Here is an 11,944-nt window from a genome sequence, read left to right as displayed (position 1 = left end):
TGGCCAGGGCGTTCGGCCTATCCTCCTCCGCAGGAGGCTGAGCCGACCGCCCATGCCGAAGTACACCGTGAACCTGTCCGAAGTGCCCGAAGGTCATGAGCTCCCCCCACTGCTCCAGAAGGTGGGCGAGTGGGTCGGCAAGCAAGAGCATGGAACCCTGGGGTGGTTCGATGGGCTGGTGGTCGAGGCGGTTCCGAAGGAGTGGAGCCCGGAGAAGGTGGACCGTCTTCGCGCCGCCGCCTTCTCCTTCCTGAGCCTCGCGGACGGCTCGCTGCTGCTGTTGGTGAAGCCCGGTGGGAAGGCGCCGCCCGCCGTGGCGCTGCTCGGCTCCGAGGGTGAGACGCAGACCGTCGCCAACAGCCTGGAGGAGTTCCTCGCCCTGTGGTCCCAGGGCGAGACGGACATCCACGACCTCGACGACGAGGAGGCCGGGGCCGGACGCGAGGCCCTGGCCGCCTGGTTGAAGAAGCACAAGGTGAAGGCGCCCAAGACGGCGGAGTTCGACTTCGCCGCCTGGCTCGACGGTGACGAGAAGCCCTCGGCCCCGCGGCCTTCCACCTCCGCGCCCGCGTTCACCCCCACCGACGTCATGGCGAAGCTCGGCCCCAAGACGCGGCAGGTGGCGTCGGTGCTCGGGCGTCGCGCGGATGCGCCGGAGGTCATCACCTACGTGACGGAGGTCCTGGGCAAGAAGCTGCCGGCCTCCACGAGCGAGAACAAGGACTCGGTCAACGTCTCCGCGCCCAAGCAGGGCATCGAGCTGGTCCTGTCTCACGACATCCTCCACGACGCCTTCCCGCCGGTTCCGAAGACGGCCAGGTCGTTCATCCCCTACATCTCCACCGCCTGGGTGCGGTCCGCGGTGGGCGAGGACGTGCTGGGCGTGTCGTGGAAGGCGAAGTCGGAGGCGGAGGTCACGAAGGTGCTGGGGCCGCCCACGGGCCGCAAGGCGAGCTTCGCGGACGAGGACGAGCTCAACGTCGCCTTCTGGCTCTACCCGCTCGACACCGAGGGGCTCCTGGAGCTCGAGCTCGAGTTCGATGACGGAATCACCGTCACCCTGTCGGTGAAGGGCTCGGGGGACCTCGCGCGGTATCCGGATGTCACCACCGGACTCTTCGTCGGCTACGCGGTGACGCGGGGGCTGCTGGACACGTCACGCTTCCCCGCGCACCAGGCGCTGCTGGCGAAGATTGCCCGGCGGGAGGCCCAGGGCTCGGAGCTGGTGAAGCAGGCGATGCCTCGGGGCCTGTGGACGGGCCACCTCCGGGACGAGCCCGCGCTCCAGACGCTGCTGTGGCGCTGGTTCCACAACATGAACGACCTGTGGATCAAGAAGGACCTCATCCAGGTCTTCGGCAAGCGCTCGACCGAGAGCGGCCACGACGCGCCGAAGCTGGCCGACGACACGTGGGACGCCGTCGACAAGGCGGCGCCCGTGCTCGACAAGCGCTTCGCCGCCTTCATCCGGCCTCAGAGGTAGCTCATCCAGGGGCTGCGCGAGCGGGCCTTGAGGCGGGCGAAGGCCCGGCAGGCGAACCACATGGGCACGGTGGTCACCGCCGCCAGCAGCCAGAGCGAGCCGACACCGGGGAGGCTGAACAGCGTCCCCTGGTTGGGGCCGAGGGCCGCGAGCGCGAGCCGGTTCAGCGCGTGGAGCAGGTAGAGGTGGACGACATAGAAGAACAGCGGCGCCGCGCCGAACACCGCCAGCGTCGTGCTCAGGGCCTCCGGCGCCAGGTCCAAAAGCGCCAGCAGCGCCGCGCCCACGCCCAGGGTCAGCAGCAGGAAGTCGAGCGACGGTGGGTACTTGGTCAGGTTGAGGAACGACATGACCGTCTCCAGCGGCGTCGCGCCGACGGACCACGGCAGGGGCTCGCCGTAGACGTTCACGAGCCTGAGCACCCCGAAGAGGGCGAGCGCGCCGGCGGACGCGAGCAACAGCCACCGGCGCCGCGTCGTCGCCTGGACCTGGGACGAGAACCACGGCCCCACCGCGTAGCCCAGCGCGATGACGCCCATCCACGGCAGCACGGGATAGGACGTCTTGAGCCGCGCGCCCCACGGCAGGTCGATGAAGCCCCGGTCATGCAGGAGCGCCCACCAGGTGTGCCCCGGCTCGCCCGCCGCGAAGTGGACGGGGTCCAGCAGGTTGTGGCCCAGAAGCACGAGCAGCGCGAAGCCCAGCAGCGCGGGGCGGGGCAGGTGGAGCAGGGCGGCCAGCACCATCATCGACAGCCCGATGGCTCCGATGACCTGGAAGTAGTACGTCGGCGGGAGCAGCTGGAACGTCCACGCGAAGTTGACCACGGTCAGCTCCAGCACCAGCAGGAACAGGCCCCGCTTGAACAGGAAGCCGGACGCCGCGCGGCGCCCTCCATGCCGCTGGCCGTAGAGCCAGGCCGCCACGCCCGTGAGGATGACGAAGACGGGCGCGCACAGGTGCGCGGCCAGCCGGGTGAAGAAGAGCCCGGGCGGCGTGGTCGCCAGCACCACCGGGTCGCTGACCTGCGCGTGGAGATAGAAGTACTCGCGCACGTGGTCCACCAGCATCAGCGCCATGACCAGTCCCCGCAGGGCGTCGATGCCGAGGATCCTCCGGCCCTTCGTCGTCGCCAGGCTCGCCGCCGGGGGCTCCACGGAGGGCAGGGCGGTGGACATCGTGGCGGGGGCTGTCATCGCGTTCACTCGAACGGGAAGGCCGCGCCTCCGAGCGATACGGCGGCTGGCTGCTTCCCTGTCGTGGTGGAGGAGGGCGCTCGGGGCCCGTCGATAACAGCCGGCAAGGCGCCTCACTCCCCCAAAGCGGCGGGAGGCTTCCACGGGCGGCCTCGTGTCCCGGGAATCCCCGTTCCAGGGTTACAGTTGAATCATGGTGGCGATAAGGCGCCGTTGCCTCGGGGCGCCCGGCTGCTCGTGGCCTCGCCGCGCCGGCGAGGGGTCCGGTGCGTGGGGCCGGACCCCATGCGGAGCGCTACTGCTGACGGCCCTCGATGGCGCACATGAGCACCGCCGCCGCGATGCCGAGCCGGCGGTCCAGGCGGTTCTGGAGGTCCATGCCGAAGTCGAGGTCGATCTTCTGGATGAAGGGGTTGAAGCGCTGCTTGAAGGCGAGGACCTGCGCGCCGCCCACGGTGCCGGTGAAGGACTGGGGGAGCAGGTTGGTGAGGAAGCGGCGCACCAGCGCCAGCATCATGCTGTCCTCCTCAATCTTGCCGATCTCCTGGTCGTTGGTGTCCAGCACCAGCCACTCGTCGCGGAGGATGGAGCGCAGGCCCTTGCGGCGCAGCGCGCCCACGCGCTCGCCCGTGGACGCGTCCGTCACGTCGTACGTCATCCCGAAGTCGAGGATGCCGCGCGCCTTGATGCTCAGCAGCTCCTCGCGCATCTGCTCGTCGCCGTAGATGCGCAGGTCCTCCTTCAGCTTGAAGGCCTTCATCTTCGAGTAGAACGCGAGGTTGCCCGCGGCGTCGTAGATGTGGAACGCGCCGCCGAACAGTTTGAAGAACTGCCGGCGAATCATGTAGGACGACTGGCCGAAGCGGCCGAGGGCCAGGTGGCTGGCGGGACGGTTTTGGAGGGCGGTAGACATCCCACCCCCTTAGCAAAGTTCGCACGCCCGCCGCACGCCAGCCCGCTCGGGATGTGACCCGGTAAACCCGGGATGCGGGCAATCACGTTCCGAGCGCGAGCCCGAGCGTAACCTCGGGACGGCTTCAGCGCTCGACGAGGTCGGCTGCCTGGAGATACTCGGAGGCCTCGACGATGGCGCTCGCGGTCCAGCCCCGGTTCGCGCCGCGCCCCGACACCTCGCAGTCGCCGTCGGTGTGGATGCCCAGCACGTAGCCCTGCTCGTTGAGCACCGCGGCCCCGGAGCTGCCCACCAGGGTGTCCAGGTCCGTGTAGTAGACGAGCGTTGCACGCGTCGGCGTAGCGCCCCTCGGCGATGACCTTGGGCGAGCCGCGCGGATGCTGGATGACGGCCAGCCGCTCGGTGGCCAGCGTCGTCAGCGGGACGGGCGCGGCGGTGGGGAGCGTGTCGAGCAGGATGAGGGCATAGTCCGGCGCGGCCGATTGCTCGATGACCGTGCCCTCCGTCATCAACGGGTCTCCGTCCGCCTCGTCCTCGAAGTTGAACACCACGAAGGAGCGGTCCCCGAGCCCGACACAGTGGCCCGCGGTGAGCACCACCGGCCCCGCGCTCGCGGCAATCAAGGTGCCGGTGCAGCTGCCGTTGATGAAGACGACGGCGTCCTCTCGCTCCTGGATGTTGGCGAGCGCGCCCTGGTAGCGATTGATGGGCGTGAAGTCGAGCGACGGGCCACACTGCGTGAACGCGGTGACACCAGCCGGCTGCGGCTCCTCGCAGACCTTCAGTTCATAGGGTGCGGGCACCGAGCCCCCGCAGGCCCAGAGGCCCAGGAGCACGGTGCCCGCGAGGCGCGAACCCCAGGGTTTCAGGATGGAACCGAGGGGTCGCGTCATGGGCTCAGTACAGCGTGGTCAGCGCGGTGCGGTCGCTGCTGGTGAAGTTGCCCGTCTCCGACGAGCGGAAGCAGGAGTTCATGATGGAGCCGCCCACCGTCGCCGTCGTCGGCGTGCCGGTGATGTGGATGGCGCCGACGCCCGCCGTGCCCTCGTTACCACCGGAGCCGCAGCTGATGGCGCGGTTGTAGTAGTCGGAGTGACGGAAGCCGACCGCGTGGCCGAGCTCGTGCGTGATGACGTGCTCGTTGACGCCCGCGCTGTAGCTCTGCAGGCCCGTGCCGATGTTGATGGTGCCGTACGGACGGCCGCCGGAGGGGAAGCCCGCCGAGCCACCCGCGCCGGACATCGTCGTCGCGGTGATGTTCGCGCTGCAGCCCGTCGTCGGGCCCACGGCCATCGTGAAGCTCAGGCCGAGCGCGTTGTAGTTCGCGACCGCGGCCGTCAGACCGGCCTTGAGGCGGGAGTAGCTGTTGAACGAAGAGGTGGGGTTGACGCAGATCTTCGTGATGCTGCTGGAGACCAGGTTCGTCGTCCGGTACTGCTCCACGTGCGTCACGGGCTGCAGCATCTCACGCGAGGCCTCGAGCGTCACGTGGGCGTCGCGGCCCACGTACACCAGACCGTCGACCTCCATGATGTCGTCCGCCGGGAAGCCGGCCTCGACCAGGTTGGCCTTGATCTCCTCATTCTCCAGCTGCGTGTCGCCGGTCTCGGAACCACAAGCCGCGAGCACGCCACAGCTCACCACGAGGACTGCCGCTCTCTTGAACATGGTGCTTTTCCTCTGATGATTCGGGGGGACGCGCCGCCGCCTGACCTTCCCATCAGCCGCGGACGGCGCGCTCGTCCCCTCAGCAACTGGCGGGCCACTCGGCCGGCAAGAGTGGGGAAGCTCTCAAATCTAGATTAACCTGGAGTATCCGCGCTCCAGGTTGCGGGGTCCGAGGTGTAAAGAGGCCTGACGCAGGCTGGGTTAAAGCACCGTCTCACCAGCGCTTTTTGTATTCACAGGGGAGCGCCCGGTTTTCGGACAGCGGTGTCTATGAATCAGTCATCCACCGTGGGGTCTCAAAAGCCCGTGAATACATGGGGTATCACGGACCCCCGGGGGATGCACCGCCGGACGAAAACTGCTGTCTTCATGCATCCAAGTCCAGCTGACGCCCTGTGTCGACCCCGCGGGTGTGGCTTCGAGCACCGCACGCCCCCCGCGGGATTTTTCCAGCGGGGGGCTGCTTTACGAGGGACTCGGGGGAATTCTAGGTTCCGCTGGAAAAATCCAGCTCAACGAGCGGTGTATCGCCGGCTCATCAGGATGCACGTGAACCTCCTCCTCGCGCGTTTCTCCCTTGGATGTCTGCTGTTGGCCCCCTTGTCCGCGTGTGACTCCAGCGCGGAGGACGACAACCCCGGGGGCGGCGACTCCGCCGTGACGGGTGTCTGGAATCGCTTCGGCAGTGAGTACGGCTACAAGACGGACGTGGCCTATGGCGGCATCGCCGGCCAGTCGTCGGACCGGGTGTACATGTGCGAGCTGCCCGGCTCGCCGTCGGCGGGGCTCTACAAGGGGCGGCTCATCAGCCCCCGGATGATTCGCTGGGATGCGACGCACAACCTGCCCGACTACGAGGTCGTCTTCGAGGGGCAGACGATGCGCTTCCGGCCGCAGAACGGGTCGAACACGTTCCTGGGCCAGTACCAGAAGGGCACCTGGACGCCGGGCGCGTGTGATTTGTCGATGGAGAACGGGGAGCTGGTGGACCGCTCCTCCTCCGCGTACGTCCGCTTCGACAACGACGGGGACTTCAAGATCAACAGCGTCACGGTGGGCGGCGAGCCCTTGCCCATCCACAACCGCGACACGTGCAGCGTCACCACGCTCATCCCCGCGGGGACGGGGGACAACGGCCTGCTCACCGTGTCCATCAACTACAGCGGCGTCGGCGTGGACGGCCCCTACCGGCGGACGCAGAACCACACCCTGTACCGCTCGGACTTCAAGCCGGACTGCAACAAGCTCGCGGTGGAGATTGGCTGCGGCGCGCTGGCCGTCTGCGTCTACGTGGCGCCGTAGCCCGCGTGTCACTCGTACCAGGTGGGCACGAGCGTGCGCACCTGGGGCAGCGCGGCGACGCGGCAGAGCCGCTCCCACGCGGCGGGCGTGAGCGCGCCGTGTCGGGCCTCGCAGTCCCGCGCCTCCAAGGGCAGCAGCACCAGGACCTCCGAGGCCGTGTCGCACGCGGCGCGGCCTCGCGAGGCCAGGGCGCGCGCGCCGGGGGCGAGCGCCTGGACGCGGGCGAGCAGCGCCGCGTCGCCGGCCGGAAGGCACAGCTCCACCGCGCCGTCGTTGCGACAGCCCGCCTCACGGGTGAAGGCGAGCTTCTCGGTGGGGCACGCGACGTTCGCGGAGGCCGCCGGGTCGACGGGCGTGGTGGCGCACGCGGACAGTCCGGCGAAGAGCAGCACGGCGGCGGTGAGGCGAGGCATGGGGAGGCTCCGGACACGTCAGCGGAAGGACTTCACGTAGTTCGCCATGATGGCGGGGTGGTCCGAGTAGAAGTGGTCGTTCAGCGTGCGCGACAGGGAGCGCGTGTCCTCACCCAGGAGGTTGATGGACTCGGTGTCCACCTGCTCCTGGTTCACGATGATGCCTCCCATGTAGTTGTTCTTCGCGTTCGTGTTGGAGTGGGAGACGGTGTACGTGGGGTGGATGTTCCCGTCGGAGCCCTCCTGGAAGGAGAACCGGTTCGGGAAGAAGCCTCCGCCCAGCTCGAACGAGTCCATGTTCAAATCCCCCAGCAGCACGTCCACGTTGTTGTCGTGGGCGAAGCGGGCCACCTCCTCGAGCGCCTTGTGCTTCTTGTCGTCCTTCGTGTGGCCGGTGTATCCCGCGTCCAGGTGCACGCCCGCGACCTCGAAGTACACGCGGTACTCGGGGACGATCTTCTGCACGCAGAGCCACTTCTCGGGGTGGTTGACGCCCTGGCGGATGAGGCCTCGGGCCTCGTACAGGACCTGTGAGGAGAACATCTCGTCGCGCAGGACGTAGGCGGAGATTTCGTTCTTGGGGTCCACGTCGGGGTCGAGCAGCGTGCGGATGCTGCCGATGCGCCGATAGGTCAGCTCCGGGCACGGGCGCAGCTCGTCCGGGAAGGGCGCGCCCTTGAGCTCCTCCGACAGGAAGATGACCTCGGGCACCCGTTGCGTGAGCTGCTTGTGCAGGTCGTAGGGGCGCCTGGCGTGGAGCCGCTTCCACTCCAGCACGTTGGTGGCCTCCTGGATGTGCTTGAGGACGATGGCGTCGTAGTTGGCGAGCACGTCGTCCTCCTCCAGGAACCCCGACTTCTTCTCGAAGGGCGTGTGGTGCGGGTACGGCCTGGTGTTGAACGCGGCGAGCGGCTGGAAGCCGCCCACGTTCTGCAGGGGCGCGAAGTTGAAGCCGCCCGTCGGGACGAGGTTCCCCTGGAACGTGCCCTGCTTCGCGTTGTCCTTGTAGAACTTCTTGCCCGCGTCGAAGGGGATGAACAGCGTCATGCACTGCAGCGTCATCACGCTGGGCTCGGGGATGCTCGCCGTGTCATCCAGGGTCATCATCTGCGACGGGGGCGGGGAGGACTCCCGGACCGGGTCCAGCAGGGCGCTCAGCAGGCTGCCCGACGCCGACCGCCGAAGCCGGACCTGTTCCCGGCGCGCCTGCTTCATCGACTTGAAGGTCTTCTGGATGCGCGCGTCGTGGGGGGACTTCTTCAGGTCCACGTACGAGGGCTTCTTCCGGATGGGGCCGGGCTTCGCGACGTGCGTCAGACAGCTCTTGCAGAGCGTCTTGCTCTCGAACTGGAAGACGAAGACCTTGCGGTGACACCTTCGGCACTGGATCAACATGGGGGCTCGCGTTCGGGCCGGGCGCGGGGGGCGGCGGTGCGCAGTCCCCTGTGCAGCCGGTGTGCCTGGACCCACCGCCTCCCTCTTCCAGGAAGAAGCAGGAAGTCGCCCGGCCTTGCGCGCGTCGGCCCGACATCCCGTGCGAGCCACGTGCGACGCGGAGGCCGTGCGGGCGGCTCGGGAGCCGCGGCGCACGAGGGGGCTGCGTCCGGGGCCGACGCGGCCCGCGTTCCAGTGGCACGCGCCCGCTCATCGAGGGAGCGGGCCCGGTCGTCCGCGTGGGCCGCCGCGGATGCCAGGGCGACACCTCACCCGCGGGGGGCGGGTGAGGCGCCGCCGGGGCGACTCAGGGGCTGAGGGGGTAGCAGTAGCTGTAGGTGCGGTCGATGCCGCCACCCGAGAGCGGGTAGTAGACGTAGCCCAGCTCCTCGCCCGGGCCGCAGTCGGAGCGGGCGCGGGTGTAGGGGTGGCACGTCACGACCGCGGGACCGGCGCCATCCACGTCGGAGCAGCTGCCCCGGGCGCCCTCGACGCCGCAGAACTCGGTGAAGCCTCCGGAGCACGGCTGGCCGATGAGCGCCGGGTCGAACGCGAAGCCGTGGCCCTCCAGCACGGACTGCTCGGTGCACAGGCCATAGACGCCGCAGACGGTGCCCGAGGGGCAGCCGGGGTTCGCGGCCATGAAGTCACACGTCTTGAGGCACTGCGCGTCGTCGGAGACCAGGTCCGTGCACGCGAAGCCCTGCTCGCAGTCGGTGGTGGCCAGCTCGTACTCGCTCGCCGCGGCGGTGCGCGTGCACGACTCGCCCTGCGTCTTGGTGCCGAGCGCGCGCTCCAGCGTCCCGTCCGTGCCCGCGTAGTCGTCCGCGACGCAGGCCGTGTCCGGCAGGGCGCTCGTCGGCGAGCCCTGACGCGGGTCACACCCGCCAGGGCGCAGGGTGTTCCAGGTCGCGAAGCGGATCCACCGGCACTCGCCCCCCTCCACCACGGCGGAGCCCGTGTAGGGGCCGGAGCGGGGCGCGGCGAGCACCGACTCGCGCAGCACCACGTTGGACAGCGCGCCCAGCGTCTGCTGTGGCGACAGCTGGAGCGCGAGCAGCAGCGCGCCCGAGTCCGCGACGAACAGCTTCTGCGTCGTGGTGCCGATGTCCTGGTAGCCGAAGACACACTGCTCGCAGGTGAAGGTGTTCGCGCCGCCCGCGGCCAGGTTGTAGAGGCCCGGCGCCGTGTTCATGTCCAGGCGGATGCGCAGCTCGTCGCGCGTGGTGCCGCCCAGGTTGGTCAGGTCGCCGCGGAACGTGGGCTGACGCTCGTACTGCACCGGCGTCAGCTGGATGCCATTGAACGTCTCCCCGAGCGTCACCTCCGTACAGCCCGCGGGCGGCGTGAGGAAGCGCGCCTCCTGCTCGGCGGTGAGGACCGCGTCCTGCGGTGTCACGGGCGCCGGGTCCTGGGCCTCCTGGCCACAGCCGATGAGCCCCGACAACAGCAGCGCACCCCAGCCACCACGATTCACGAACTTCATCTTGTATTCTCCCATCACGGTTGTGTGGAGCCGAAGGCCGCGACGACACCGCCCCGATTCACGGTTCGTGGGTCATGCGCTGCGCTCGGAACGGAGCCGGCCCGGCTCGCACATCCGATGAACGGGAAATCGCGTGAAATGTCGCAAGCCCGCGTGCGTGGCCTCCGGAGGTGCTCCGGGCCACGCGGCGGGTGAATCCGCTGGCGGTGTATCCAGGGTGCTGTTGAACCTGGATTACGGAACGAGCCGGCCCGGCCGGAGGCCCGCGGCGGGGGCGGCCGTGCGCGGGAGTCCCGGCGCGCTGACGATGAGGATGCCCGCGAGCACCAGGGCCGCGCCCAGGATGAAGAACAGCCCCACGGGCTCTCGCAGCACCAGCCAGCCCGCGGTGACGCCGAACACGGGCGTCATGAACGAGAACACGGACAGGCCCGAGGCGAGGTAGCGGCGCAGCAGCCAGAACCAGACGAGGTAGCTGGCGAAGGACACGATGACGCCCTGGAAGAGCAGGCTCGCCCAGGCGGTGCCCGTCATGGAGAGGTGGCCCGTCTGTCCGGTGAACAGCGCGATGGGCAGCAGGAGCGCGAAGCCGCCGAGCAGCTGGTAGAGCAGGGTGTGCGTGGGGCGCGCCTCGGAGAGCGACGAGCCGCGCACCACCACGGTGGTCGCGCTCCAGGACAGGCCCGCGAGCAGCCCCAGCGTGTCGCCCCAGAGCATCCGCGGGGTGATGCCTCCCTGGAGCCAGCCACCGCCGAAGGCGAGCATGATGCCCGCGAAGGCGACCAGGATGCCCACCCACTGCACCCGGCGCAGCCGCTCCGAGGGGATGCGCCAGTGCAGGCCCAGCGCGGTGAAGACGGGCGCGGTGTAGAGGAAGACGGCGATGTGGGAGGCGTGCGTGTGGCGCAGGCCCTCTCCGATGAAGAGGAACTCGGCGCCGAAGAGCACGCCCGACAGCAGGCCGGGGCGCCAGGTGCCGTCACGCAGGTCCAGTCGCTCGCCGCGCAGCAGGCACAGCAGGCCTACCAGCAGGGCGGCGAGCCCCGAGCGCAGCGCCATCTGCGCCAGGGGTGGGATGTCGGACGCGGCCAGCTTGATGGCCACCTGTTGGATGCCCCAGAGGGCGCACAGGAGGAGCATCGTGGCGAGCGCGAAGCCATCGACGGGTCTGCGAAGCGTGCTCATGCCCTTGATATGGCGTGTGGCGGGCTTGATTCATATAGCTTGAACCCGACAACCCATGCCGAGAAGCCGCCATGGCCCAGCAGCTCCAGGTTCCTTTCTCCACCAAGCTTCCGCACCCCGTGTATTTCCGCACGGCGCGGCTGCCCGCGGCGGCCACGTATCCCCGGCATCACCATCCGTGGGGTGAGTTCGTCTACGCCTTCAGCGGGGTGATGGAGCTGGAGCTGGCGGGCAGCCACTACCTGGCGCCCCCGCAGTATGGAATCTGGCTGCCTCCGGACGTGGAGCACCGGGGGATGAACCGCTCGGAGGCGAGCCACTGCTCGCTCTACCTCACGAAGGCGCTGTGTCGGGGATTGCCGAGGACGACGTGCGCGCTGGCGGTGAGCCCGTTGGTGAAGTCGCTGTTGGAGCACCTGCGCGAGCACCAGGTGGCGTACCCGCGCACGAGCGCGGAGCGGCGGTTGATGCGGGTGCTCATCGACCAGCTCTCGCTCGCGCCGCCGCAGGGCAGCTACCTGCCCATGTCCGACGACGCGTTGCTCGGCGAGGTGCTGCGGGCGCTGGTGAAGGCGCCGGCGGATGGGCGCTCACTGGCCCAGTGGGCGCGCCAGGTGCACACCACGGAGCGGACGCTGGAGCGGCGGTGCCAGCAGCACCTGGGGTTGTCCTTCAGCGAGTGGCGTCAGCGCCTCCGGGTGGTGAAGGCGCTCGCGATGCTGGAGGAGGGGAGCGCCGTGGAGGTCGTCGCGCTGGAGCTGGGCTACTCCAGCGCGTCCGCCTTCATCGCCATGTTCCGCAGGATGACGGGGACCACGCCGGACAAGCTGCGGGGCCACGGGCTCGCGACGTCGTGACGGCGCG

The 11,944-nt window shown here is 69.2% G+C and carries 11 protein-coding genes and 1 pseudogene; 3 read left to right on the top strand and 9 right to left on the bottom strand.

Annotated features, from left to right (window positions below):
- Positions 1–52 precede the first annotated feature (52 nt).
- The gene (locus OWM54_RS07700) at positions 53–1,483 is read left to right on the top strand and encodes a hypothetical protein (RefSeq protein WP_267697067.1); all 1,431 of its coding nucleotides are present in this window, start codon (positions 53–55) and stop codon (positions 1,481–1,483) included.
- On the opposite strand, the gene OWM54_RS07695 is transcribed toward OWM54_RS07700, so the two are convergent.
- The 5 genes and pseudogenes from OWM54_RS07695 to OWM54_RS07675 all read right to left on the bottom strand — a co-directional run bounded on the left by OWM54_RS07695 (position 1,474) and on the right by OWM54_RS07675 (position 5,260).
- Positions 1,474–2,679, bottom strand: coding sequence for a DUF1624 domain-containing protein (locus OWM54_RS07695; RefSeq protein WP_267697066.1), 1,206 nt, complete (start codon positions 2,677–2,679; stop codon positions 1,474–1,476). The genes OWM54_RS07700 and OWM54_RS07695 overlap by 10 nt on opposite strands.
- Before the next feature lie 295 nt (positions 2,680–2,974).
- Positions 2,975–3,592, bottom strand: coding sequence for a hypothetical protein (locus OWM54_RS07690; RefSeq protein WP_223748940.1), 618 nt, complete (start codon positions 3,590–3,592; stop codon positions 2,975–2,977).
- A gap of 124 nt (positions 3,593–3,716) precedes the next feature.
- The gene (locus OWM54_RS07685) at positions 3,717–3,884 is read right to left on the bottom strand and encodes a hypothetical protein (RefSeq protein ID WP_267701224.1); all 168 of its coding nucleotides are present in this window, start codon (positions 3,882–3,884) and stop codon (positions 3,717–3,719) included.
- Positions 3,885–3,975: 91 nt separating this feature from the next.
- A pseudogene (locus tag OWM54_RS07680) lies at positions 3,976–4,485 on the bottom strand (serine protease); the annotation flags it as partial.
- Between the two features lie 4 nt (positions 4,486–4,489).
- Entirely contained in the window at positions 4,490–5,260 is a 771-nt protein-coding gene (locus OWM54_RS07675; protein ID WP_223748942.1) for a zinc-dependent metalloprotease, read from the bottom strand.
- Positions 5,261–5,851: 591 nt separating this feature from the next.
- On the opposite strand from OWM54_RS07675, the gene OWM54_RS07670 reads away from it, so the two are divergent.
- Complete coding sequence (locus OWM54_RS07670) at positions 5,852–6,562, top strand: hypothetical protein (protein WP_223785299.1); 711 nt, start codon at positions 5,852–5,854, stop codon at positions 6,560–6,562.
- A gap of 8 nt (positions 6,563–6,570) precedes the next feature.
- Here the strand turns inward: OWM54_RS07670 and OWM54_RS07665 are convergent, their stop codons facing one another.
- The 4 genes from OWM54_RS07665 to OWM54_RS07650 all read right to left on the bottom strand — a co-directional run bounded on the left by OWM54_RS07665 (position 6,571) and on the right by OWM54_RS07650 (position 11,080).
- Positions 6,571–6,975, bottom strand: coding sequence for a hypothetical protein (locus tag OWM54_RS07665; protein WP_267697065.1), 405 nt, complete (start codon positions 6,973–6,975; stop codon positions 6,571–6,573).
- A gap of 18 nt (positions 6,976–6,993) precedes the next feature.
- A complete protein-coding gene (locus OWM54_RS07660; protein WP_267697064.1) occupies positions 6,994–8,370 on the bottom strand; it encodes a hypothetical protein in 1,377 nt (458 codons plus the stop codon).
- Positions 8,371–8,716: 346 nt separating this feature from the next.
- Positions 8,717–9,895: a hypothetical protein gene (locus tag OWM54_RS07655; RefSeq protein ID WP_267697063.1), complete on the bottom strand. Its 1,179-nt coding sequence runs from the start codon at positions 9,893–9,895 to the stop codon at positions 8,717–8,719.
- Positions 9,896–10,129: 234 nt separating this feature from the next.
- Positions 10,130–11,080, bottom strand: a complete 951-nt coding sequence (locus OWM54_RS07650) for a DMT family transporter (protein ID WP_223748947.1) — start codon at positions 11,078–11,080, stop codon at positions 10,130–10,132.
- Positions 11,081–11,151: 71 nt separating this feature from the next.
- Between OWM54_RS07650 and OWM54_RS07645 the strand changes: the two genes are divergently transcribed.
- Positions 11,152–11,937 carry an AraC family transcriptional regulator gene (locus OWM54_RS07645; protein ID WP_267697061.1) on the top strand — a complete coding sequence of 262 codons (786 nt, stop codon included), beginning with the start codon at positions 11,152–11,154 and terminating at the stop codon, positions 11,935–11,937.
- Positions 11,938–11,944: the final 7 nt, after the last annotated feature.

Origin of the sequence: Myxococcus sp. MISCRS1, assembly GCF_026626605.1 — a bacterium.
GTDB classification, from domain to species: domain Bacteria; phylum Myxococcota; class Myxococcia; order Myxococcales; family Myxococcaceae; genus Myxococcus; species Myxococcus fulvus.
This window is presented reverse-complemented; position numbering and strand designations above follow the sequence as displayed.

What these genes read in the sequence shown, in the direction of transcription:
- OWM54_RS07690 (WP_223748940.1), bottom strand. Translation starts at nt 3,592, where the DNA reads ATGTCTACCGCCCTCCAAAACCGTCCCGCCAGCCACCTGGCCCTCGGC.
- OWM54_RS07665 (WP_267697065.1), bottom strand. Translation starts at nt 6,975, where the DNA reads ATGCCTCGCCTCACCGCCGCCGTGCTGCTCTTCGCCGGACTGTCCGCG.
- OWM54_RS07700 (WP_267697067.1), top strand. Translation starts at nt 53, where the DNA reads ATGCCGAAGTACACCGTGAACCTGTCCGAAGTGCCCGAAGGTCATGAG.
- OWM54_RS07650 (WP_223748947.1), bottom strand. Translation starts at nt 11,080, where the DNA reads ATGAGCACGCTTCGCAGACCCGTCGATGGCTTCGCGCTCGCCACGATG.
- OWM54_RS07655 (WP_267697063.1), bottom strand. Translation starts at nt 9,895, where the DNA reads ATGAAGTTCGTGAATCGTGGTGGCTGGGGTGCGCTGCTGTTGTCGGGG.
- OWM54_RS07660 (WP_267697064.1), bottom strand. Translation starts at nt 8,370, where the DNA reads ATGTTGATCCAGTGCCGAAGGTGTCACCGCAAGGTCTTCGTCTTCCAG.
- OWM54_RS07675 (WP_223748942.1), bottom strand. Translation starts at nt 5,260, where the DNA reads ATGTTCAAGAGAGCGGCAGTCCTCGTGGTGAGCTGTGGCGTGCTCGCG.
- OWM54_RS07645 (WP_267697061.1), top strand. Translation starts at nt 11,152, where the DNA reads ATGGCCCAGCAGCTCCAGGTTCCTTTCTCCACCAAGCTTCCGCACCCC.
- OWM54_RS07695 (WP_267697066.1), bottom strand. Translation starts at nt 2,679, where the DNA reads ATGACAGCCCCCGCCACGATGTCCACCGCCCTGCCCTCCGTGGAGCCC.